Source organism: Paenibacillus sediminis (genome assembly GCF_017873765.1).
In the GTDB taxonomy this organism is placed as follows: domain Bacteria; phylum Bacillota; class Bacilli; order Paenibacillales; family Paenibacillaceae; genus Paenibacillus_AG; species Paenibacillus_AG sediminis.
Window position 1 is genome coordinate 175,087 of record NZ_JAGGKP010000002.1, and the last position, 19,733, is coordinate 194,819.

Genomic DNA, 19,733 nt, shown 5'->3' on the forward strand with positions numbered 1-19,733 from the left:
CTATTGTCACCTTCAATCCCTCAAGATGTAGCCGGCACCCCTGACGGTGTGAATAAGCTTATCTTCAAATCCGTCATCGACTTTCATTCGAATGTAGCGGATATATACATCCACCACATTCGTCTCGCCTTCATAGCTATAACCCCAAACTAAGTTCAATAGCGCTTCTCTATTCAGTAGGCGATTTTTATTAACAAGCAGGCACTGAAGCAGTTCAAACTCACGCTGCGATAGTTCTATTTCCTGTCCTGCCCTGTTCACGCGGTGAGCAGTAACATCCAAAGTCAAATCTTTAGCCGATAATACGCCGCCTTCATCCTTCGGCTGAAGCCTCCTCAGAAGCGACCTCATGCGAGCAAGCAATTCTTCAATCGCAAATGGTTTGGCCACATAATCATCTGCCCCCGTATCCAGGCCATGTACCCGGTCAATGACCGTATCACGTGCAGTCAGCATCATAATCGGTGTATCCTTCACTGCTCGTATTCGTTTGCACACTTCAATGCCGCTTAGACCCGGTAAATTTAAATCCAGCAAAATGAGATCAAAGCTCTCATTTAAACCTTTCTCCACACCCGCGATTCCATCGTATGCAATGACCACGTCATATCCGACGTGTCCTAGTTCTAATTCAAGCAGCCGGGTCATTGCAGCTTCGTCTTCGACAATCAAAACGCGCTCCCTCACGTTGATTCCCCTCTCCAGGCGATAATTCCGTGTAACATATCCATCATCTTAGCAGAACTAACCAATCGTTCCAATTATTATTTATCGGTCTTATAGAGGTTTGGAAGCCGGTGATTTCAAAATTAACAGGATATATTGCAAATAATCGAGCGTGCCCCCGCCCGTATCTCTATCCACAAATTTCACGGAGGAGGCAAATGGAGAATTCGCTGCATTTAATTTGTACAGTGTTGCATCTCCTTCATGTAATGGTCCAACAATCGTCATATCCTGAAGAGTTTGGTCTATGTCTTCAGCCTTGTTCGTTACCATATCAAAGCACTTTGAACCAGCATACATCATTCCGATAGACAGCACCTTCCCTTGAAAGGAGCCATATTCATTAATCAGCTCAGCAATGCGCGGCTTGGTAACTTTAAAGCCATCGGTGCTATGTTCCTTCTGGTATACATGCTCTAGTCCCCACTCTCCATAATACTTGGCGCCCCGATCCTTCTTGCTGATCTCTTTGTCTAACTCTTTAAAATTATTAAACATCATAGGTTCACGCTCGCTGTTAAAACGAGGGTAATCGGTAGTATAGAATGTGTGAAGATAGGCACCATTCAGCAAATTCTCCCCAGTCATGCGAAAGCGGAAAAACGTTTCTTCATCAAGTGTTTTTTCCCAAAGGGTAAGGTGCTGCTTCAGTTCTTTGTCTACCAATTGCAGCATATGCTCTCCTCCCTTACGGAGGCGGTCACTTTCCTGCTTGTTCTGTGGCTGAGCATATGCACGGATCGCTTTCATAAAGGGGCGGAGTCCATTCGGAATATTGTTTCCTTCCGATTGAAGCGGTTCAAGCAGAAGATTTAAATATACTAAACCATTCAAAGGATCATGCTCAACATCCATACCAACAAACGAAATCCGTTTCTCCACTGGCTGTTGCCCATTGAAATCATGAATCCACTTCCATAAACGCAATTCATCATCCGTAATCCTCGGCAAATATTTCTCGTCGCCTGTGTTCAAATACATATTAATCATTTGAGCCACCGAAAAGGGGTATTCAGACATGTAATATCTGACCCCTGCCTTCTCATTCAAATAACGCAGCATGGATATCTGAACATCTGTATTGAACGAAGAGCGATGCACCTCTCCAGTTAAGAACAACCGGTGGTTTTCTAAGTCGTTATCCATGAGCGACAAGCCTTTCGAAGTCTGATCGGAGTGTATATCAACCGCTGCTTTATTGTGCTTCAAATAATCCATATAGATTTGATTCTTGCCTTCTGCATTTACCGCATTTACAGATACGCTTAACTTAGTACCCTGTACGGTCTTACTTTCATGCACTTCCGGCTTGGCAGAACAGCCAGTCGCCAGAATTGCCGTTGTTAACATAAGGGCCGCCCCTGATTTGATGTTCCGTATTGTCTTCTTTGTTTTCATGTTTACTTCCTCCTCGTTATCTTTGGTGTCTTGATCATACGTGAAGGAAGATGAGAGCATCTTTAATGAAACATTAGAACTTGATGAGAAGCATATATAGAAAAAGAGCCGCGGAAACCGCGACTCTCAGCTCTATTCACTCCATATTTTATTCATTAAAGGCAGTCTGGTTGGCTAGCTCAAATCGATATAATCGAGTAACATCATGAGCCTCGCCTTGGCGTTCATCTTGTCCAAGCTCAATCATTTTCCAGTTCTTCGTAATCATAGAACGAATGAGCTGCGCTTCAGAGGCCGTTAATTTCACCTGATCGAAATAATCTGGGCCTTCCGTGTAATGCTCCTCCGCTTGCTGCAGAAACTTAAATAACAGCAACAGCTTAAGCCCATTTTTCGTCGTAAATCTATACTCATAACCTTCGGTGATCGCTCTGCGCAAATCATCTGGATAAGTCGAAGCAAACTCAATCAGCGATTCCCATCCAAACAGCTCTGTCTCCATCTTAGTGAGCTCAGTAAAATCACCTTGATCTATCATGTTAAGCAGCTGCTCTTGCTCTACTCCAAAGGACAATGCGCCCTCTAGTCGCACAGCTACAGGCTGCGGAAGCCGGACTCTCTCCATTGTTTGTTTCCCCCCTCAATTTCCATGACTTGTTCAAATAGGTGAGCCTATTCTGATTTTGGAAGTTGGAAGGAGCTCTTCATCGACACGATGAGGTTAAATACTGGTTCTCCTGGTTTTGAGTATCTAGAATCTACATTGAAGTATCCATGACGGAAAAATTGGAACTTATCTTGCGGCTTCGCATCCTTAAGCCCAGGCTCCACAAAACCGTGTACGATTTGCAATGAGTTAGGATTGATTTGATCAAGGAACGATTTCTCTTCGATTTCGTCTGCCTCGGTCTCTTCATCCATAATAAGCGGCTCGTATAGACGGAATTCCGCAGGAACAGCTGAACTTGCATCAACCCAGTGAATGGTTCCTTTCACTTTACGGCCTGTAAAGCCGCTGCCGCTCTTCGTCTCAGGATCATATGTGCAATGAATTTCTACGACATTTCCCTCTTCATCCTTAATAACGTCGTTGCATTTAATAAAGTATGCATGTTTAAGACGTACTTCGTTGCCAGGGAAGAGACGGAAATATTTGCTTGGCGGATTTTCCATAAAGTCATCACGCTCAATGTAAATTTCACGTGAGAACGGAATTTGGCGCGTGCCCATTTCAGGGTTTTCACTATTGTTTTCGGCGTCCAGCATCTCCACTTGTCCTTCCGGATAGTTGGTAATGACTACTTTGAGCGGATTGAGCACCGCCATCGTACGCGGAGCTTTCAGCTTCAAATCTTCACGGATGAAATGCTCGAGCATTTTCAAATCAACGAGACCTTGGCTCTTTGAAATACCTGTCTCATAGACAAAATTACGAATCGCTTCTGGCGTATATCCACGGCGGCGCAGCCCTGAAATCGTCGGCATCCGCGGGTCGTCCCATCCATCAACAATACCTTGTTCAACGAGCATTCTCAGCTTTCTCTTGCTTGTAACGGTTTGCGCTAAATTAAGACGGCCAAATTCATATTGATGCGGTTCGCTTGGCATTTCACACTCTCTAATGACCCAATCATAGAAAGGACGTTGATCCTCAAACTCTAGGGAGCAGAGCGAGTGCGTAATGTTCTCAATCGCATCCTCAATCGGATGAGCGAAGGCATACATCGGATAAATGCACCACTTATCACCTGTATTATGGTGAGTCGCATGCGATATACGGTAAATCACTGGATCGCGCAGATTAATGTTCGGCGATGCCATGTCGATTTTCGCGCGAAGCACCTTTTCGCCATCTTTAAATTCACCTTTTCGCATCCGTTCGAATAAATCCAAGTTCTCCTCTACAGAGCGATCACGGTACGGGCTGTTTTGACCTGGTTCCGTCAATGTGCCGCGTGTTTCACGAATTTGCTCTGCAGTTTGGTCATCGACATAAGCTTTGCCTTTCTTAATGAGCAGAACTGCACGATTGTACATTTCTTCGAAATAGTCGGAAGCGAAGTTCAAATTGTCCCATTTGTACCCTAGCCATTCCACATCTTCTTTAATCGAGTTTACATACTCGATATCTTCCTTCACTGGGTTCGTATCATCAAAACGGAGATTCGTTTTTCCGTTAAACTCATCAGCGAGCGTAAAGTTAATCCAAATGGCCTTGGCATGTCCAATATGCAGATAGCCGTTTGGTTCTGGTGGGAAGCGCGTGATCACTTCTTTAACTTTGCCGCTTTTCAGATCTTCTTCAATAATGCTTTTAATAAAATTGGAGGGTGTCTTCGCATTCTCCACAGTAATCAACCTCTCATCTATATAAAATAAACTGTCCATGTTCCTCAATTTCCTTCTTATTAATATACCGATATCTCCGCAATAGTTCAATAAGCAGAGAGCTGCCCGGGTATGATCCAGTTTGTCTTTTGACGCATCAATACGGTATAGGATAGCATATGAAGAAAAGAGAAAGAAGGATGAACGTGGCAATCAAACCGATGAAACTGCCTAAAGAACAGCGCGACCAAATGATACGATGGATTCAGCAATATTTTGAAGAAGAAAGAGGAGATGCGATGGGGGAGCTCGCTGCAGATGGCGTGCTTGATTTCTTCATGACTCACCTCTCGCCGTACGTGTACAATCAGGCCATCAATGACGCCAGGCATCTTGTCAATCAGCGAATGATGTCGATCGAGGAAGACATCTATGCTTTGGAGCAACCGGTAAAACGAACACGATAAATCTCCATTTGCATGAACAATAAAAGGAGAGATGTCATTATGTTTACCTATGCACTAGATGAAGAGACTTTACTAAAACTGTTAGCTCCTGAACATGTCGCACCGTTATTCAAACTAACGAATGAATCACGCAAAACTTTACGGAAGTGGCTGCCTTGGGTCGATGCAGTGACAGACATCAAGCATACCGAAAGTTTTGTAAAAGGAGCAATGAACCAAACTGCTCAAAATGGCGGTTTCACAGCCGGTATTTGGTACCGAGGCGATCTTGCAGGCATCATTGGACTGCACCAAATCGACTGGCGCAATCGTACCGTTAGCATTGGTTATTGGCTCGGCCATCGATTTGAGGGCAAGGGGCTGATGACAAGCGCTTGCCGCGCTCTAGTAGACCATGCCCTCGTAGACATGAATTTAAATCGTGTCGAAATTCGCTGCGCCACACACAATGAGAAGAGCCGTGCCATCCCAGAGCGGCTTCATTTCATTCTGGAAGGCGTCATTCGTGAAGCGGAGAAATTGCCGGACGGCTATGTCGATCATGTCGTATATGGAATGCTGCAGAGAGAATGGAATCTTATTAGGTAGATTGTGAAGGATCAAAGCAATAGGCGCTGTTCTACAGCGCCTGTATCAATCCGCCGTCTACAATAAGTGTAGTGCCTGTAGCGCCCAAGCGGAATTTCGGTCTCCTCTTCTTCCTGAATGTGATTCGCGCTAATACCGCGGTGTGCAGCCTTAACATCGGCAATCTGGGCGATGCGGTCTAAAATTACACGTTATATGAGCTCTTATGAAGAACACTATGAATGAAAAATGATACAAAAGACAGCATTGCCATAGCCACCGCGAGCCATGCAACCGGATATAGTCCGCCGTGATCATACAATACTCCCATCACGAAAGGTCCGATGACCCTTCCAACTGAGCCCAAACCGCCTACCAAACCCAAATAAAATGGAGCCGCTTGATCCGTTCGTTCAGAAATAAATTCAGGAATTGCCGGCGACACAAGCATTTCTCCTAACGTTGCAAGCACCATCGCAATGATCAGACCATAATAGCTGTGTACAGTAAGGATGAAGAGGTAACCCAGTAAATAAAATATAGCACTCCACGTCATCTGGGATGTAGCCCTCTCTGCAAATGTACGCTTGATCCACTGTGTAATCGGCTGAGCTGCAAAAATAAGAACTCCATTTAACGTCCACAGAATACTATATTTCCACTCCAACATACCAAGCGAAATGATATGCGGCGACACTCCGTTATTCCAGACGGAATTGCCTAGCCAACCGAGTAAAACGCCTGCACCCATAAACAAATACAGCCGTGTATCTTTCAGCAAGATGAGCGGACTTATACCCGCTGTAGCCGACTTTTTCTTCTCCAAATGAAGGCTTCCTTCACGATGCTCTAATCGATTTAAATAGATGAAGAAAAAGGCTGCAAAACATGCAGATGTCAGTCCATTCATAATAAAGCTTAGATCATACGAAATTCGTGCCAGCACCCCGCTTAGTGCCGTACCCAAAGCAACGCCTAAATTGTTAGCTACATAAATGACGTTAAATAAACTGCCCCTTTTATCGGCGAAGCGAAATCCAATAAAAGCTTGAATGGCCGGCATAGACATGGAATTAAAGAAACCGATCAGCGCCATGAAAATGATAAAAATAAACCAGTAATCCGTCATAAACGGCAACGTAATAAGTGTCAGTGCATTCAACCCTATAGACCCAACGATCAATTTCTTTACCCCAATACGGTAATAAAGCCCCCCGCCGATCAACTGTCCAAAAATACCGCCTAGAGATTGCACCAAAATAGCAATTCCCGCATCCGTCATGCTTCGCCCCAGGTGACCGAACACAAACATCGTAATGAGCGGCCACATTAACGAGCTTCCTGCTGAGTTAACAAGACTTGCAACTAAAAATATTTTTACTTCTTTCGGATAAGAGCTTAACAGCTTCATCAAATGGTCTCCTACAATGGTATTCATCAGAAAAACGTCTAACGATATGTCTTTTATCTATAAAAAAAAGCCCATAAAGGGCTTCACAACTTAAACCAAATTATCCCCAGAATTCAAGTATCTCGTAAAAAATGAATCCGGGCAAGCAATTTCAGTGACGCTTTACCTTAGTTCAGATTGCTCCTTCCTCTCTGGGTACATGTAGGATCCGTAGTACGCCGCTGCCACAAAGACAGCACCGCCAATGAAGTTGCCAATCCATACCGGAATAAAGTTCATGAGATAATCACCCCACGTGTAGTGCCCAGCAAAGATCGCTGCAGGGATGAGGAACATATTTGCAACAACGTGCTGAAAACCAATGGCGACAAAGGTCATGATAGGGAACCAAATCGCCATTATTTTGCCGCTCATATTATCCGCACCATAAGACAGCCATAACGCTAAAGCAACAAGCCAATTGCATCCAATACCTGATAGCAGTGCTTGCAAGAAGCTGTCATCCAGCTTATGCCCTGCCATCTGTACCGTCTTGGCGAGGTAGGGTCCTTGCTCTGTCAGTCCTACAACATGTCCGAAGAAATAAGCGACAAACAGCGCACCAATAAAATTGCAGATTGTAATGATGATGAGGTTAATGAGCCAATCTTTTATAGACACTTTCCCATTCATACTCGCAAGTGTTACGGTCATCATATTGCCTGTAAGCAGTTCACCGCCTGCTAACACGACTAAGATAAGACCTACAGGGAACACCGCAGCCCCTAGAAACGAAGCAAAGCTCCCCCATTCCTTAGGCGTCTGAGCAATAACCCGGATATCCACTAAAAATCCAATGGCAATAAAAGCACCGGCTAAAAATCCTAAAATAATCATCGTCAAGAGAGGGTTTTGTGCTTTTTTGATCCCTGTCTCCACCGTAATTTGTGCAATTTCCTGAGGTTTATAGAAGGCCATGGATTACATCCCCTTAGCGATAAAATGCATGCACATCCCTTTATATATGAGTTTATTGTGACTTGAATATGTCTGAGCTATACATAGAAACAAACCATTATAGACACAAAAAGACCGCCTCTCAAAAATCCGAGGCGGTTCTCATGTTTCCTTAATTATTAATCTTCATTCATCTAAAAAATGAGTCCAACAAATCGGCAGGTAAAGTTGTTCTTCCTTTTTTCACTCGGATTTCCGAAGGCAGCTCGAACGTCTCACCGTTAATTTCAACAAAACGTTCTCCAACCTTAAGAACCATCTTGTTAACGCCTTTCTCTACCGTAACAGTGTGCTCTTTATTGTTCCAAGTTACTTTTGCGCCGTTAGCTTTAGCTGCAACCTGTAAAGTGACATCTGGCTTGTTCGTATTTTTCCATTTCTTGATTTCCAACGAAGGCAGACCGCTAATGTATCCAACTAAACCAGACCGTTTATTATCAAAATTTTGATTAATATAGCCTTCCACTTCCGTTTTTAAAGGCTCAGGTATAATCATTTCATCCCCGGGGTGCTGCAAATTACTCATAATATAGCTAAATCCGTTGTAATGATCGACGGACTGTAATCCTGTTGCTTCTGCTCCAGCTGGCAAGGATAGAATTCGGGAAAGTTTCTTCGTATCCACGTTATACGCCCAGACAAAATTGTTAGCGTGCATTCCGCTGTCCTCACCGATAAATAGTGTTCTCATCGATTCAGAGTATGATAGATTATCGGGATTAGCGACTTTGTCGACTACAGCAGTATTCCCTTTCTCATCTGCTTTAGGAAGGTCTTCGCCCACAATGAGTCCTTTCATGAGAGATGGAACGAATTCGCTGTTAATTTTGTTGTTGTCCTTGTCTTGTTGATGTCCCTCAAGCGAAATCTCGTAAGTTACACCAGCTTTAATCTTTTTCACTTGAATATCGTCCGAGGCATCAGTGCCTTTAATGTCCTTTTCCATACTCTTCTCAACATAAGACATAGCTACATATAGCTTTTTATCTTTAGAGTTGACTGCTACGCCTTCCATTTTGTTAAACTCAGCTGTTGCACCCATAATCGCCCCATAACGGCGAGATTCAAGGAATGCAGCCGCTTTTTCCATCCCAGGCTTCACTTTTAACCATTCAAGCTTGCCGCTTGGATATGTTTTAATTTTCGTGAACCCAGGTGTATCATGATCAGCCGCTTCGAATATATCGCTAAATTTGATGCCTTTATCAATATAAGCTTTCACTTCGTTGTCTGTAGCATGACCAAGCTTGATCCACTTAAGGTTTGCTGTACCACCGTTTTCATCACTGGTTTGAATCCATTTAGCAGCATAGAGCGTGCCAGCGGAGAGATCTTCCGCCTTGTCGGCAACGTATAAGAACATCATGGTGTTAGAGCCGTCATCTCCAAAGAAAACAGTTCTGCGATCTGGGGCAACACGACCAAGCTCATGCGAGAATCTACCCATACTGTAATGTTTTACAACCGTTGCCCTATGATCAGCATGGACAGTTACTTCCGGAATATATCCGTACGCATAGGGATTTCCGACTTTTTTGTCATCTTGATAATAGTTCTTCGTAAAAGATGACACATAAGTCTGTGCAGGGTCTGCCTCATAAGCGCGCGCATCTGCATCATACTCTTCACTGCTCAAATGTGTATTCCAAGGAGTTAGTGAACCGTTACAAGGAATCCATAGTCCTCCAACAGAGGAGAAATCTACTTTCTTTACATCGGTTACCGAGAGTTCCCCAGTAGCTTTGTTTTGGTCAATCGTACTTAAGCTCATGGATGCCGGAATAATTCCATAAGCTGATTTTCCAGACTGATCACTTGTAATGTACTCGTAGTGAGTGATCAATGAAAGAGGATTGCCTCCAAGCCCAGTTGGCTTGGCTCCGTCTATTTTCATAAGTGAATTAGAGTCCGGGTCATCTGATACGAATGGAACAGGCTTATCTGGAACGCTGCGATCCATGATCGGTTTCCCATGAACATCAACAGCAACCCCAGCAGGCGTACCGTTAATGACATCGGTTGATTTAAATAATGTCTTATACGTAAGGGGAAACGATTTAATTGTTCCATCATCATATGTCACTTTTACTGAGGCGCCTGAGTATACTCTTGCCATATCTTGAGCTGTAGCCGGAGCAGGCATGCCGACAAATTCAACAGAAGTCACTTTTTTCGCAGGAGTCGCTGAAGCACTGGTTGGAAGTACAGTCGGTGCGAGTAGAGCTAGTCCTAATACAGGTACTAGCCACTTACTCTTGTTCTTTTTTTTCATTAGGAAACACCTCAACCTTTTACAATTTTTTCAACATTTCCTCTTAAGCTTAACTTGTTATTGTAAAAGGCGAGTCAAAAGAAATGCATATTTGTATTAACATCCTGTCAAATGTGTGCAACTGCTTCTTTCACTTCAATCATTGGCAAAGCCTGCAGCCCTGGTGTATTGAGGTAGTTCCATGGTTTGTTGTAGTGCGGCTGGAAGAAGAAATCAATGAACGCGAGCTGATCAATCGTCATTTTATTTTGGATACATACCGAGATGGTATTGATGGACTGCGTTAAATCGGCTTTAGACATAATCTGTGCCCCGATGATGCGGCGAGTCGCTTTCTCATATACCACCTTCAGCATCAATTCTTCGGATGTTGGCATAAATTCAGGGCGATAGTGATCTCGAATCGTTACCGCTTCTGCTTCAATGTTCGCATCTGCCGCAGCGAGTTCAGTGAGACCTGTAGCAGCCATATTGTTCTCGTATATTTTCAGACCAGACGTTCCTTGTGTGCCCATATACGGCGTCGTTTGTCGTACTAAATTACGAGCAACTAGCGTACCCATTCGTACTGCGTTCGTCGCAAGCGGTATATAAGCATGTTCACCTGTCGGATTGTAATGGATGGCGCAACTGTCACCTGCCGCATAGACATCAGGCTTGCTCGTTTGCATGTACTCATTAACCTTAATCGCGCCATTCGGCAGCATATCCACTTGGCCTTTAAGAAGCTCTGTATTCGGACGGAAACCGATACACAGAATAACTAGATCTGTGCCATATTCACCTTTTGAAGTAACGACTTTAGTGACTTTTCCGTTCTCACCTTCAAAGCGAGTTACCGTCTGACCTAGAGCTAGATGAATTCCATGATCCTGCAAAGAATGTTCAATGGCAGCCGTAAATTCTGGATCTAAATATTTGTTCAAAATTCGATCCTCACTGTCGATGAGCGTTACTTCTTTACCATTCATCTGAAAAGCTTCAACCAGCTCTACACCAATATAACCTGCACCAACAACAGTAATCCGCTTAGCATCCTTCGCTTTTTCAATAATCGTATTCGAATGGTTGTAGTTCTTAGACAACAAAATATTATCAAGATCGATGCCTTCAAGCTTAGGAATAATTGGCCAAGAGCCCGTTGTCATAATTAATTTATCGTACGTATCTTCAAATTCTTCATTCGTCTCTAGATTACGAACTCGGACGATTTTTCGATCTGTATCTATATGAATGACATCATGGCGCATCTTTGTGGCGACACCTAGTTCAGCAAGTTTCTCTGGTGAGGAGTAGAACAATCCTTCAGGGTCTTTCACAACACCGCTAACATAAAGCGCAATGCCGCACGATAGAAATGAAATATTATCACCCCGTTCATACACCGTAATTTCGGCCTCTGGGTATAATTTAGCGGTATTTACGATGGCCGCAGTCCCTGCGTGTGTACATCCGATTACAATAACTTTCATTGGTAGTTCCTCCTCTAACATGAATTTAATTAGTGAAAATATTCACTTAATCATCTGATTTGTGGTTGTGAAATATTTCACTTTATGATGTTATTATATTGTGATTTTTATCACAATTCAATAGGTCTTAGCGAAGTTCTTAAATTGTTCATACTTTTATCATCTCCGCGCACACTTATAAATATGTGATGGATCAAATACAAACGACTGGAAATGCGCAATATAAAAGCCCGCACAAATGTGCAGGCTATACGGTAATATTCCATATCGAAAGTAAAATAAACTTGTCTACATCATGCCTCCAAAGAAGCGATAATCTCCTGTTTCATTTTGTTTCTAGCTACATTGCTTAATCGCGGACAGCTATAGCAATAGCCTTCGCCGCTCCCGGTCCGGTAAGCTTGACAGCAAGCATCCTTCATTCGCATCGGCTGACTTGGATCATATGGATTATCAATAAAAATGTTTGTCCCGTTCAGCGGATTTTTCTTAAGACCAAATAATGAAGGATTGATTTGTCTAATCGTATATTGAAAATCGGATTCGAATCGTTCCCTAAGCGGTTCGTGGTCGCCCGCTATCGCTGCCATAACGCCATAGAAATAATGCAGACCTCCAGGAAGCTGTCCCCAAAGTTGACTAATGTGGGTGTCTGATACGCGGGAAAAAGTTGCCATCAAAGGATAGAGCTCCTCCCCGTAGAAGCGGTCTAGTTGCCTGCTTCGCCACTCTTCATGGTCCTCACCCGGCACGGGCTGCTCAGCTGTATGAATGAGCTTAAAAGCAACCCAAGGAACACGTCCCTTAGGATACAGCTGTATGATCAGATTACTTAACGATAAATCGAGCTGGCGGTCACAGAAGGAGACAAGATATTGCTGAGCGGCACTGATCCCTTTAAACCAAGCAACAAAATACGTCGCTGCTGCGCTTAAATCCTCTGCTTGGATAAAGGTTTTATACGCCGTAAGAAATTGCTCACACTTCTCAGGGTCGGTGAGCTGTATAGCTGGAACGCTCAGCATCATATTCTCTACATCTTCCGTAACAACCCAGCAATAATTTTGAAGCAATCCATAATCAATATCCAAGGTAAACGACCTTCCTGTAAAATAGATGTATTAACATGCAATAATTGATAACCATTATCAATTATAAAGATACTGATAATGCTTATCAACTGTCAAGAGTTATTGGCGTATCAACCTGCATCTATTTTTTGAAACAAAGAAGGACACCCTCAAATTAAGGGAGTCCTTCTTGTAATATACATAAATTACCGCGATCTGCGGCTATTATTGCGGTTACGACTCCATGCGTCTGACTTGCTACCTCGGCGATTGCCAGATTGATTAGCCTGCGTGCTGCGATCTGATCCTCGCCTAGAATCGTTAGATTTCTGACGACCGCTTCCAGATGGCTTGTGAGATTTAGACTGATTCTGCCCTCGCCCCCGTTCGCCGCCCTGATCTGTAACAGGGGCTCCCTTCTTAGGCTCCGATTTCTGCTCACCAGTCTTCCAGTCGCGGCGTTCCAACGTCTGACGGATGCCTCGTTCAATCATCTGGAGTTGGTTACGATCTTTAGGCGCCGCAAAGGTAATTGCCACCCCTTTGTTCCCAGCACGACCGGTACGTCCGATACGGTGAATGTAGCTTTCTACATCGGCTGGAATATCATAGTTGAATACATGGGTAACACCTTCCACATCGAGTCCTCTGGCAGCGACATCTGTCGCCACAAGAAACTGCAGCTTCGCGCTGCGGAAATCGCGCATTACCTTTTCACGCTTCGCTTGTGTCAAGTCTCCATGCAGTTCATCTGACATATACCCTAGCTTCTGAAGCGCCTCATTGAGATCATGCGCTCTTCGCTTCGTTCTGCAGAAAATGACCGCCAGGTAAGGTTGATGCTGCTCCATCATACTAACTAGCGCTTGCTGCTTCGTCCGATCCGTGACCTCAACTACGATTTGCCGAATCGACTTCAGCGTCTCTTGAGAATGTGACTGTATGATAATTTCCTCAGGGCTTCTCATGTAAGATTTAGCAAGGTTCCGTACCGCTGGCGGCATCGTTGCCGAGAACAACAGCGTCCCCCGAGAAGATGGAGTCGCTGCAATAATGGCTTCTACTTCATCAAGGAATCCCATGTGCAACATCTGATCAGCTTCATCGAGCACAAGCGAGCTGACTTTGTTCAGCTTAAGAGTGCCTCGTCTCAAATGATCAAGCAGTCTGCCTGGCGTACCGATCACGATGTGGCATCCGCCTTGGAGCTTTCTGAGCTGCTGCTCGACATCTTGACCGCCGTATGCCGCAAGAATCGCTACTCCTTTTTTACCCGCTGCCAGCTTACGAGCCTCAGCCGTAATTTGTATAGCGAGCTCTCGAGTAGGAGTAACAATAAGTGCCTGTACATCGCCATTCTGTACATCTAATTTTTCTAATATTGGCAGCATGAAAGCGAACGTTTTCCCTGTGCCTGTCTGTGCCTGAGCGATAACGTCCTTGGAGGCCAATATAAGCGGAATTGCAGCCTCCTGCACAGGCGTCGGCTCTACTATTCCTTGATGCCTTAATACAGCTTCCATCTCTGCTGATATTCCTAAACGATTAAAATCCGTCAACAACTTCACCTCATATTTTCTGGTAAACACCCTAGCATGGTAGCACAAACATGTCTACTTGCGCTATAGGCAATCAAGAAGAAGCACTGATCTGCGATTATATCTTATGGCCCACACCTTTGTTTTTAGGGCGAAGGATAAGAAATAACAGGAGCGGAAGAATCAGTTCGAAAAAGATCCCAATCACCGTAAGCTGTCGGTTAAAGCTGAATAAATGAATGGAATTTTCAAAAAACCAAAAGGAACAAACATAGGACAACAATCCGATCGGAGCGACTAGCATTCTGCCTGATATTTGCGGTATAACGATTTTAAGCCCATAACATACGACATACAGTGATACAGCAATTTTCGTAATGACGGTTGGAAACCATATGGCTACAAGCAAAATATCGAACCGGTCTAAGAAATCAGTAATCTCCAACTGACGAACCAATTCATACGTCGGATAAGTCATTCTTGTTGTCAGAGGGGCTCCAATTAACAGGAACGTTAGGACAATGAGAAGCATTAAGAGACCTACTCCACACAATAAACCTAATAAACCATCCTTAAACCGAAAGGTCTGGCTAGATAAAATGAGCGGAAACGCAATGATTTCCCCTAGATAAGAGAAAGCAAACCAGCTTCCCTTGCCAACACCCGCATAATCAATATGAAGCACAGGCATGAGCAGCGAGTAATCAAAATCCTTAACTAGGATAAAAGGCATGAACAGAGTCGTCAAAATTAACACCGGACCGAATATATTCGTCATTCCTGTAAGTACTTTCATGCCGCCGCGCGTCACAAAGACGATGGTCGCAATCATAATAAATTCGACGACGAATAACGGAGTTGATGGCAGCAGAACCACATTTGTAAAATCAGTAAGCATCCTAAGATCACGGGCGACGATAAAAAAATAAAACAGCAAATACAGCAGCGCAATGATTCTGCCAACCGATGGAAATCTGGATACGAGCGCTTGTAATATACTTTGGTTATTAAACCGTTTCAATGTTCTGACTAGTAACCATACTGCCAATAAGACAACAAGTCCGGCTGCCAAATACGAAAGGTAAGCATGTTGCTTCGCGTATTTCGTTACCTGAACCGGGATATGCATCAACGTAATATTAAAAGTACACATCGCACCCAGCAAGACAACTTGACGGTTAGTAATTTGATTATCCATCGGTTAGACCTCCAATATGGTGATACCCTGACTATTGCTTCTATTTCTCACGTGAACGGAACTAATGGATCCAACAATTTGCCAATGAAGTACGACAGATGAACGACATGTTTGTACTGGATAACATAAATCCAGATCACTAGCGTCAGTACACTGAGTGCAAATGTGAACCAACGATTTATTTTGCGGGCTTGTCTAAGCGCACTCCAGTCAACAGCAATCATCATCACAATCGCAAATATCATGTACATGATTAGACTAATCATACTTTAACTGCCCGTCCTTTCTAGCAAAAGGCTTCAGCACAGCACCTGTATTCTCAACGACGACACGCGTCTGTACAGCCACATCGATCGATGGGTAAATCGTATTCCAACGATTTTTCAGCTTATCCCATTCCTTTGGCTTAACATCATGTATTGTTTTCCCTACACCTAGCGCATCTGAGTGGTATTTTTGCAGCTTTCGAAATGCCTCTGTAATTTCCGAATTAATGTCATCCTCAATCATTCTTTCCAGCTTGGCAATGCTTTCTGGGGAGGTTAACGCATAGTTCGATTCATTCTCCAATATGGTGCTATCTGCAGCAACTTTAATTAACACCGAAACAGAATCGCCTTTAATCGAAGGGCGGAGACTGACGTCCGTCGTATGTAACCGAACGAACAAATAGCCGTTATCACCTGGCATCGGAACGACGATTTCGGGATCTTTGGCTTGATTCATCGCAATAACAACCGCCTGTGCCATTTTCCCTGTCAAAAAACCTGTACACTTGTCATGATTAAATACAGCGATTCCATCGAGTCGAATCGTATCTTCTGGCGGCCCATCATTACCTGGTGCAGATTTATCTGGAGTGACCACTGGCAGCACTGGATCGAGCCCTTCGGTAAGAAGCGCATTCGCCAGATGTTTAATGGTTCGCGGCTTTTTCATCGATTGTTTCATAATTTCACGAATCATCTCTGCAGGGAATTTCTCAGTAGCTACGTTTGTACTTATGACTTTTGAAGCTGGTCCTCTGGTAACGAGTACGAATGAAGATAGACGATTTTGCGGAATTCGGGCAAGCACGTCTAAATATTTGCCAATTCCGTCTTTCGCCAAATCCTCGCCAAAGAGAAGTATTCTACGGTGAGAATAATTTTCTTTTCGTGAAAGACTAAATTGTTCATTTTCATTCGAATCCCGAATCGATAAACCCGGTTTTGATTCCAAATACCACGGCTTACTCCCAGATGTTCCTCCTCCTCCGCCTTGGCTGCCTGCTCCGCCGAGCTGACCTGGAAGGGCGATCTGGACAGTTGTTCGAATTTCAGAGCCTTCCTTATCAACAGCTGTGCCAAGCACAAACGCGACATCATTCACTTCTATGCGATCCCAACAGCCTGTCAGCATAACGGCGCACATAATACAGATACTGAATAGATTTAATAGTCTTACAATGCCCACTGACATCACCAACCTTCGTCCGGTTGTTTCGTTGAGGAAGTCATTCCTTCTTTCATTCGCTTACGGTCGTCGTTATCTACCCAAGACGGACGATCAATCATGCTCCACCAAGGTACCCGCACGAGAATATCCTTGAAGCTTCTAGGCTGATAAGGAGTCAGACCTGAAAGATAAGGAACGCCAAACGATTTGAGCTGAACCATATGCACAGCAATCCAAATAACACCGATAATAATGCCAAACATACCGAATACAGCCGCCAGAATCATAACAGTAAAGCGCAGCATACGAACGGTGATTGCTAAATTGAATTTAGGAATCGTGAAGGAAGCAATGCCTGTCAGCGACACAACAATAACCATCGGAGCCGATACAATACCGGCTTGAACAGCAGCTTGACCAATGACTAAGGCACCTAGAATACTGACGGCTTGCCCAACCGTTTTGGGCAAACGAACGCCCGCTTCTCTTAAAGCTTCGAACGAAACTTCCATCATCAGCGCTTCAACAATGGCTGGAAACGGAATGGACTCACGCGCCGCTGCAATGCTAAGCATGAGCGTCGTTGGCACCATATCATGATGAAAAGTCGTAACTGCAATATAAAGACCTGGCAAGAACAAAGCGATGAGTATAAATGTATACCGAAGCCATCGAATTAAGGTCGCAATAAAGAAACGTTCATAGTAATCCTCACTTGCTTGCAGCAATTGTGCCAATGACACTGGAGCAATGAGAGCAAACGGTGTGCCATCGATTAAAATAGCAAACCTTCCCTCAAGCAGCTGTGCTGCAACGGTATCTGGACGCTCTGTGTACTGCATTTGCGGAAACGGGGAGTATGGATTGTCTTCAATCAGTTCCTCTATATATCCAGACTCCAGCACCCCATCGATATCGATGTTTTTCAGCCTTTTTCTAGCTTCCTGCACTATTTTCTCGTCGGCCAAACCTTCGATGTAGCAGAGCACAATATCGGTTTTCGTTTGTTTACCGATCACCATCCCTGCCATCTTTAGGCTGGGCGTCTTAATTTTGAACCGTAACAATGCTGTATTCACACGAAGCGTTTCGGTAAATCCTTCCCGCGGTCCCCGAATAACGGACTCCGTTTGAGGTTCTTCCACGCCCCTCCGAACGCCCAATTTCACATTGAAGGACAGCGCTTCTTTGCTTCCATCTACAAGGAGAACAGCGCTGGAGGATAATAATGCTTCGGATACCTCTTTCCAAGTACTTGCGCGAGATACTTGGGGCAAGGAGATCCGTTTAAGATCAATCGGCTCATAGTCTTCCTCCGTCTCCTCTCTTATAAGACCGATGATTATGGGCCGAAGCATATGATCTTTAATGCTATTGGCATCAGCAATACCCTCAATATACGCGAGGAACGCAGGTCTTCCTTCCTCTACATTGACGTCCCTGTAAACCATGTCGCTGCAATCAGCGAACAATTCCTTTAGTGCCGCTTTGTTCTGCTCAAGGTCTTCCTGCAGGTTCATTTCTAGAATAGGCGGAGAAGGCAGACCAAGAAGTGCTTTGGGGGGATCGGTCTGTTTTTTATTATTTTTACTACTGGATAAAATTTTCTTCACTTTATAACTCACCTGACTCCCAATAACTCGACTTGGTGGTAGGTTGTGTAAAATGAGGCTCTATTATGTATGTAAAGAAAAAAAGACTGCCTTACATCCAGCTGTTCAACTGGATAATAGGTCAGTCTTCTTGTAAATATACGATTGACTGTTAGAACATGCTCCAGCCCATCTGCCGCGACAGTGTCTCGAGCAGGTGTACGCCCGCTGTGCTGTTGCCTTTCCGGTTGAGAGACGGTCCAACGACACCAATGCCATACTTGCCAGGAATGACCGCCATAATTCCTCCAGAAACTCCGCTCTTCGCAGGGAAACCCGCCTTAATTGCAAATTCTCCAGAAGCATTGTACATACCGCACATGAGCATGAACGTTTTAGCGATTTGCACATATCGCCTTGGGATCAACTCCCTTCCTGACAACCGATCAATACCGTCATTGGCAAGAACGAGAGCCATCCGCGCTAAATGACTGCACTGTACATCGACAGAACAATGTTTAAAATAAACGTCGAGCACTTCTTCCACATCAGTAGCTTCATCAAGCACTTCATTATCTTTCAAAAAATAAGCGAGCGATCGGTTGCGATGAGCAGTGGCCTTCTCAGAACGATACACTGCTTCGTTGTAATTTAATGTCTGATCACCCGACAAGTCGCGAAAAAAGCGAAGGATACGCTCTGTCTTCTCCTCAGGACTAGAACCCAATATGAGTGATGTAATCGCAATCGCTCCGGCGTTTATAAGCGGGTTAAACGGCTTGCCCGGCTCAACCAATTCAAGCTTTAACATTGAATTAAAGTCGTCGCCAGTCGGTTCCATCCCTACTTTGGAAAATACCGTTTCCTCCCCCCTGTCCATCAGCGCCAAAATTAATGTGAACACTTTAGAAATACTTTGCATCGTAAAGGAACATCCCGAGTCCCCGCTCTGAACTAATGTCCCCGCGGGATCTAATATAGCGATACCGAGTGCATTTTTCGGAGCATGAGCCAGCTCTGGAATATACGAGGCTACTTCCCCATTCTTCGCATTCCCACGGCTGCGCTCAACCCACTCATCTAAATGACTCTTCAATCGTTCCAGCTCTGCTGCCATCTCAACCACTCCATTACATTACGATAGATACTCTGAAGGTAGATAACGAATTTCCGAAGCTGCATAGATTGTCAGGCACCGTTCGGATTCATTGTAGTTCACATTACCATCATTTACATAATACCAATGTTTAATGACAGGTCC

At 44.2% G+C, this 19,733-nt stretch carries 17 protein-coding genes; 2 read left to right on the top strand and 15 right to left on the bottom strand.

The window, feature by feature from the left end; all coding sequences use genetic code 11:
• Positions 1-12: 12 nt before the first annotated feature.
• The 4 genes from J2Z20_RS07960 to J2Z20_RS07975 form a co-directional block, all read right to left on the bottom strand.
• Positions 13-687, bottom strand: coding sequence for a response regulator transcription factor (locus J2Z20_RS07960; RefSeq protein WP_209847844.1), 675 nt, complete (start codon positions 685-687; stop codon positions 13-15).
• 90 nt (positions 688-777) lie between these two features.
• Positions 778-2,124, bottom strand: a complete 1,347-nt coding sequence (locus tag J2Z20_RS07965) for an erythromycin esterase family protein (protein ID WP_209847847.1) — start codon at positions 2,122-2,124, stop codon at positions 778-780.
• Positions 2,125-2,272: 148 nt separating this feature from the next.
• On the bottom strand, positions 2,273-2,749 hold the full coding sequence (locus tag J2Z20_RS07970; protein ID WP_209847850.1) for a hypothetical protein: 477 nt from the start codon (positions 2,747-2,749) through the stop codon (positions 2,273-2,275).
• A 47-nt stretch (positions 2,750-2,796) separates the two neighbouring features.
• A complete protein-coding gene (locus tag J2Z20_RS07975) occupies positions 2,797-4,512 on the bottom strand; it encodes a glutamine--tRNA ligase/YqeY domain fusion protein (RefSeq protein ID WP_209847853.1) in 1,716 nt (571 codons plus the stop codon).
• 140 nt (positions 4,513-4,652) lie between these two features.
• Here J2Z20_RS07975 and J2Z20_RS07980 point away from each other — a divergent pair, with 140 nt between their 5' ends.
• Together J2Z20_RS07980 and J2Z20_RS07985 are read left to right on the top strand one after the other, a co-directional pair.
• Positions 4,653-4,919 carry a DUF2164 domain-containing protein gene (locus tag J2Z20_RS07980; RefSeq protein WP_245252108.1) on the top strand — a complete coding sequence of 89 codons (267 nt, stop codon included), beginning with the start codon at positions 4,653-4,655 and terminating at the stop codon, positions 4,917-4,919.
• A 39-nt stretch (positions 4,920-4,958) separates the two neighbouring features.
• The gene (locus J2Z20_RS07985) at positions 4,959-5,507 is read left to right on the top strand and encodes a GNAT family N-acetyltransferase (protein WP_209847856.1); all 549 of its coding nucleotides are present in this window, start codon (positions 4,959-4,961) and stop codon (positions 5,505-5,507) included.
• A 184-nt stretch (positions 5,508-5,691) separates the two neighbouring features.
• On the opposite strand, the gene J2Z20_RS07990 is transcribed toward J2Z20_RS07985, so the two are convergent.
• The 11 genes from J2Z20_RS07990 to glsA all read right to left on the bottom strand — a co-directional run bounded on the left by J2Z20_RS07990 (position 5,692) and on the right by glsA (position 19,589).
• Positions 5,692-6,897, bottom strand: a complete 1,206-nt coding sequence (locus J2Z20_RS07990) for an MFS transporter (RefSeq protein ID WP_209847859.1) — start codon at positions 6,895-6,897, stop codon at positions 5,692-5,694.
• A 162-nt stretch (positions 6,898-7,059) separates the two neighbouring features.
• On the bottom strand, positions 7,060-7,854 hold the full coding sequence (locus J2Z20_RS07995; RefSeq protein WP_209847861.1) for a formate/nitrite transporter family protein: 795 nt from the start codon (positions 7,852-7,854) through the stop codon (positions 7,060-7,062).
• Between the two features lie 169 nt (positions 7,855-8,023).
• On the bottom strand, positions 8,024-10,165 hold the full coding sequence (locus J2Z20_RS08000; protein ID WP_209847864.1) for an alkaline phosphatase PhoX: 2,142 nt from the start codon (positions 10,163-10,165) through the stop codon (positions 8,024-8,026).
• Positions 10,166-10,272: 107 nt separating this feature from the next.
• Positions 10,273-11,637: an FAD-dependent oxidoreductase gene (locus tag J2Z20_RS08005; protein ID WP_209847867.1), complete on the bottom strand. Its 1,365-nt coding sequence runs from the start codon at positions 11,635-11,637 to the stop codon at positions 10,273-10,275.
• A gap of 293 nt (positions 11,638-11,930) precedes the next feature.
• Positions 11,931-12,728 (bottom strand): (2Fe-2S)-binding protein, encoded by a 798-nt coding sequence (locus tag J2Z20_RS08010; RefSeq protein ID WP_209847869.1) that lies wholly within the window; start codon positions 12,726-12,728, stop codon positions 11,931-11,933.
• Between the two features lie 185 nt (positions 12,729-12,913).
• Positions 12,914-14,275, bottom strand: coding sequence for a DEAD/DEAH box helicase (locus tag J2Z20_RS08015; protein WP_342454284.1), 1,362 nt, complete (start codon positions 14,273-14,275; stop codon positions 12,914-12,916).
• Positions 14,276-14,363: 88 nt separating this feature from the next.
• Entirely contained in the window at positions 14,364-15,443 is a 1,080-nt protein-coding gene (locus J2Z20_RS08020; protein ID WP_209847871.1) for a GerAB/ArcD/ProY family transporter, read from the bottom strand.
• A 47-nt stretch (positions 15,444-15,490) separates the two neighbouring features.
• The gene (locus J2Z20_RS08025; protein ID WP_209847873.1) at positions 15,491-15,709 is read right to left on the bottom strand and encodes a hypothetical protein; all 219 of its coding nucleotides are present in this window, start codon (positions 15,707-15,709) and stop codon (positions 15,491-15,493) included.
• The gene (locus J2Z20_RS08030; protein WP_209847875.1) at positions 15,702-16,898 is read right to left on the bottom strand and encodes a Ger(x)C family spore germination protein; all 1,197 of its coding nucleotides are present in this window, start codon (positions 16,896-16,898) and stop codon (positions 15,702-15,704) included. Before J2Z20_RS08030 ends, J2Z20_RS08025 begins: the two co-directional genes overlap by 8 nt.
• A 5-nt stretch (positions 16,899-16,903) precedes the next feature.
• Positions 16,904-18,400 (bottom strand): spore germination protein, encoded by a 1,497-nt coding sequence (locus J2Z20_RS08035; RefSeq protein ID WP_209848223.1) that lies wholly within the window; start codon positions 18,398-18,400, stop codon positions 16,904-16,906.
• A 244-nt stretch (positions 18,401-18,644) separates the two neighbouring features.
• A complete protein-coding gene (gene glsA, locus J2Z20_RS08040; protein ID WP_209847877.1) occupies positions 18,645-19,589 on the bottom strand; it encodes a glutaminase A in 945 nt (314 codons plus the stop codon).
• Positions 19,590-19,733 lie beyond the last annotated feature (144 nt).

What these genes read in the sequence shown, in the direction of transcription:
- J2Z20_RS07965 (WP_209847847.1), bottom strand. Translation starts at nt 2,124, where the DNA reads ATGAAAACAAAGAAGACAATACGGAACATCAAATCAGGGGCGGCCCTT.
- J2Z20_RS07970 (WP_209847850.1), bottom strand. Translation starts at nt 2,749, where the DNA reads ATGGAGAGAGTCCGGCTTCCGCAGCCTGTAGCTGTGCGACTAGAGGGC.
- J2Z20_RS07975 (WP_209847853.1), bottom strand. Translation starts at nt 4,512, where the DNA reads ATGGACAGTTTATTTTATATAGATGAGAGGTTGATTACTGTGGAGAAT.
- J2Z20_RS07980 (WP_245252108.1), top strand. Translation starts at nt 4,653, where the DNA reads ATGAACGTGGCAATCAAACCGATGAAACTGCCTAAAGAACAGCGCGAC.
- J2Z20_RS07985 (WP_209847856.1), top strand. Translation starts at nt 4,959, where the DNA reads ATGTTTACCTATGCACTAGATGAAGAGACTTTACTAAAACTGTTAGCT.
- J2Z20_RS07990 (WP_209847859.1), bottom strand. Translation starts at nt 6,897, where the DNA reads ATGAAGCTGTTAAGCTCTTATCCGAAAGAAGTAAAAATATTTTTAGTT.
- J2Z20_RS07995 (WP_209847861.1), bottom strand. Translation starts at nt 7,854, where the DNA reads ATGGCCTTCTATAAACCTCAGGAAATTGCACAAATTACGGTGGAGACA.
- J2Z20_RS08000 (WP_209847864.1), bottom strand. Translation starts at nt 10,165, where the DNA reads ATGAAAAAAAAGAACAAGAGTAAGTGGCTAGTACCTGTATTAGGACTA.
- J2Z20_RS08005 (WP_209847867.1), bottom strand. Translation starts at nt 11,637, where the DNA reads ATGAAAGTTATTGTAATCGGATGTACACACGCAGGGACTGCGGCCATC.
- J2Z20_RS08020 (WP_209847871.1), bottom strand. Translation starts at nt 15,443, where the DNA reads ATGGATAATCAAATTACTAACCGTCAAGTTGTCTTGCTGGGTGCGATG.
- J2Z20_RS08025 (WP_209847873.1), bottom strand. Translation starts at nt 15,709, where the DNA reads ATGATTAGTCTAATCATGTACATGATATTTGCGATTGTGATGATGATT.
- J2Z20_RS08035 (WP_209848223.1), bottom strand. Translation starts at nt 18,400, where the DNA reads ATGAACCTGCAGGAAGACCTTGAGCAGAACAAAGCGGCACTAAAGGAA.
- glsA (WP_209847877.1), bottom strand. Translation starts at nt 19,589, where the DNA reads ATGGCAGCAGAGCTGGAACGATTGAAGAGTCATTTAGATGAGTGGGTT.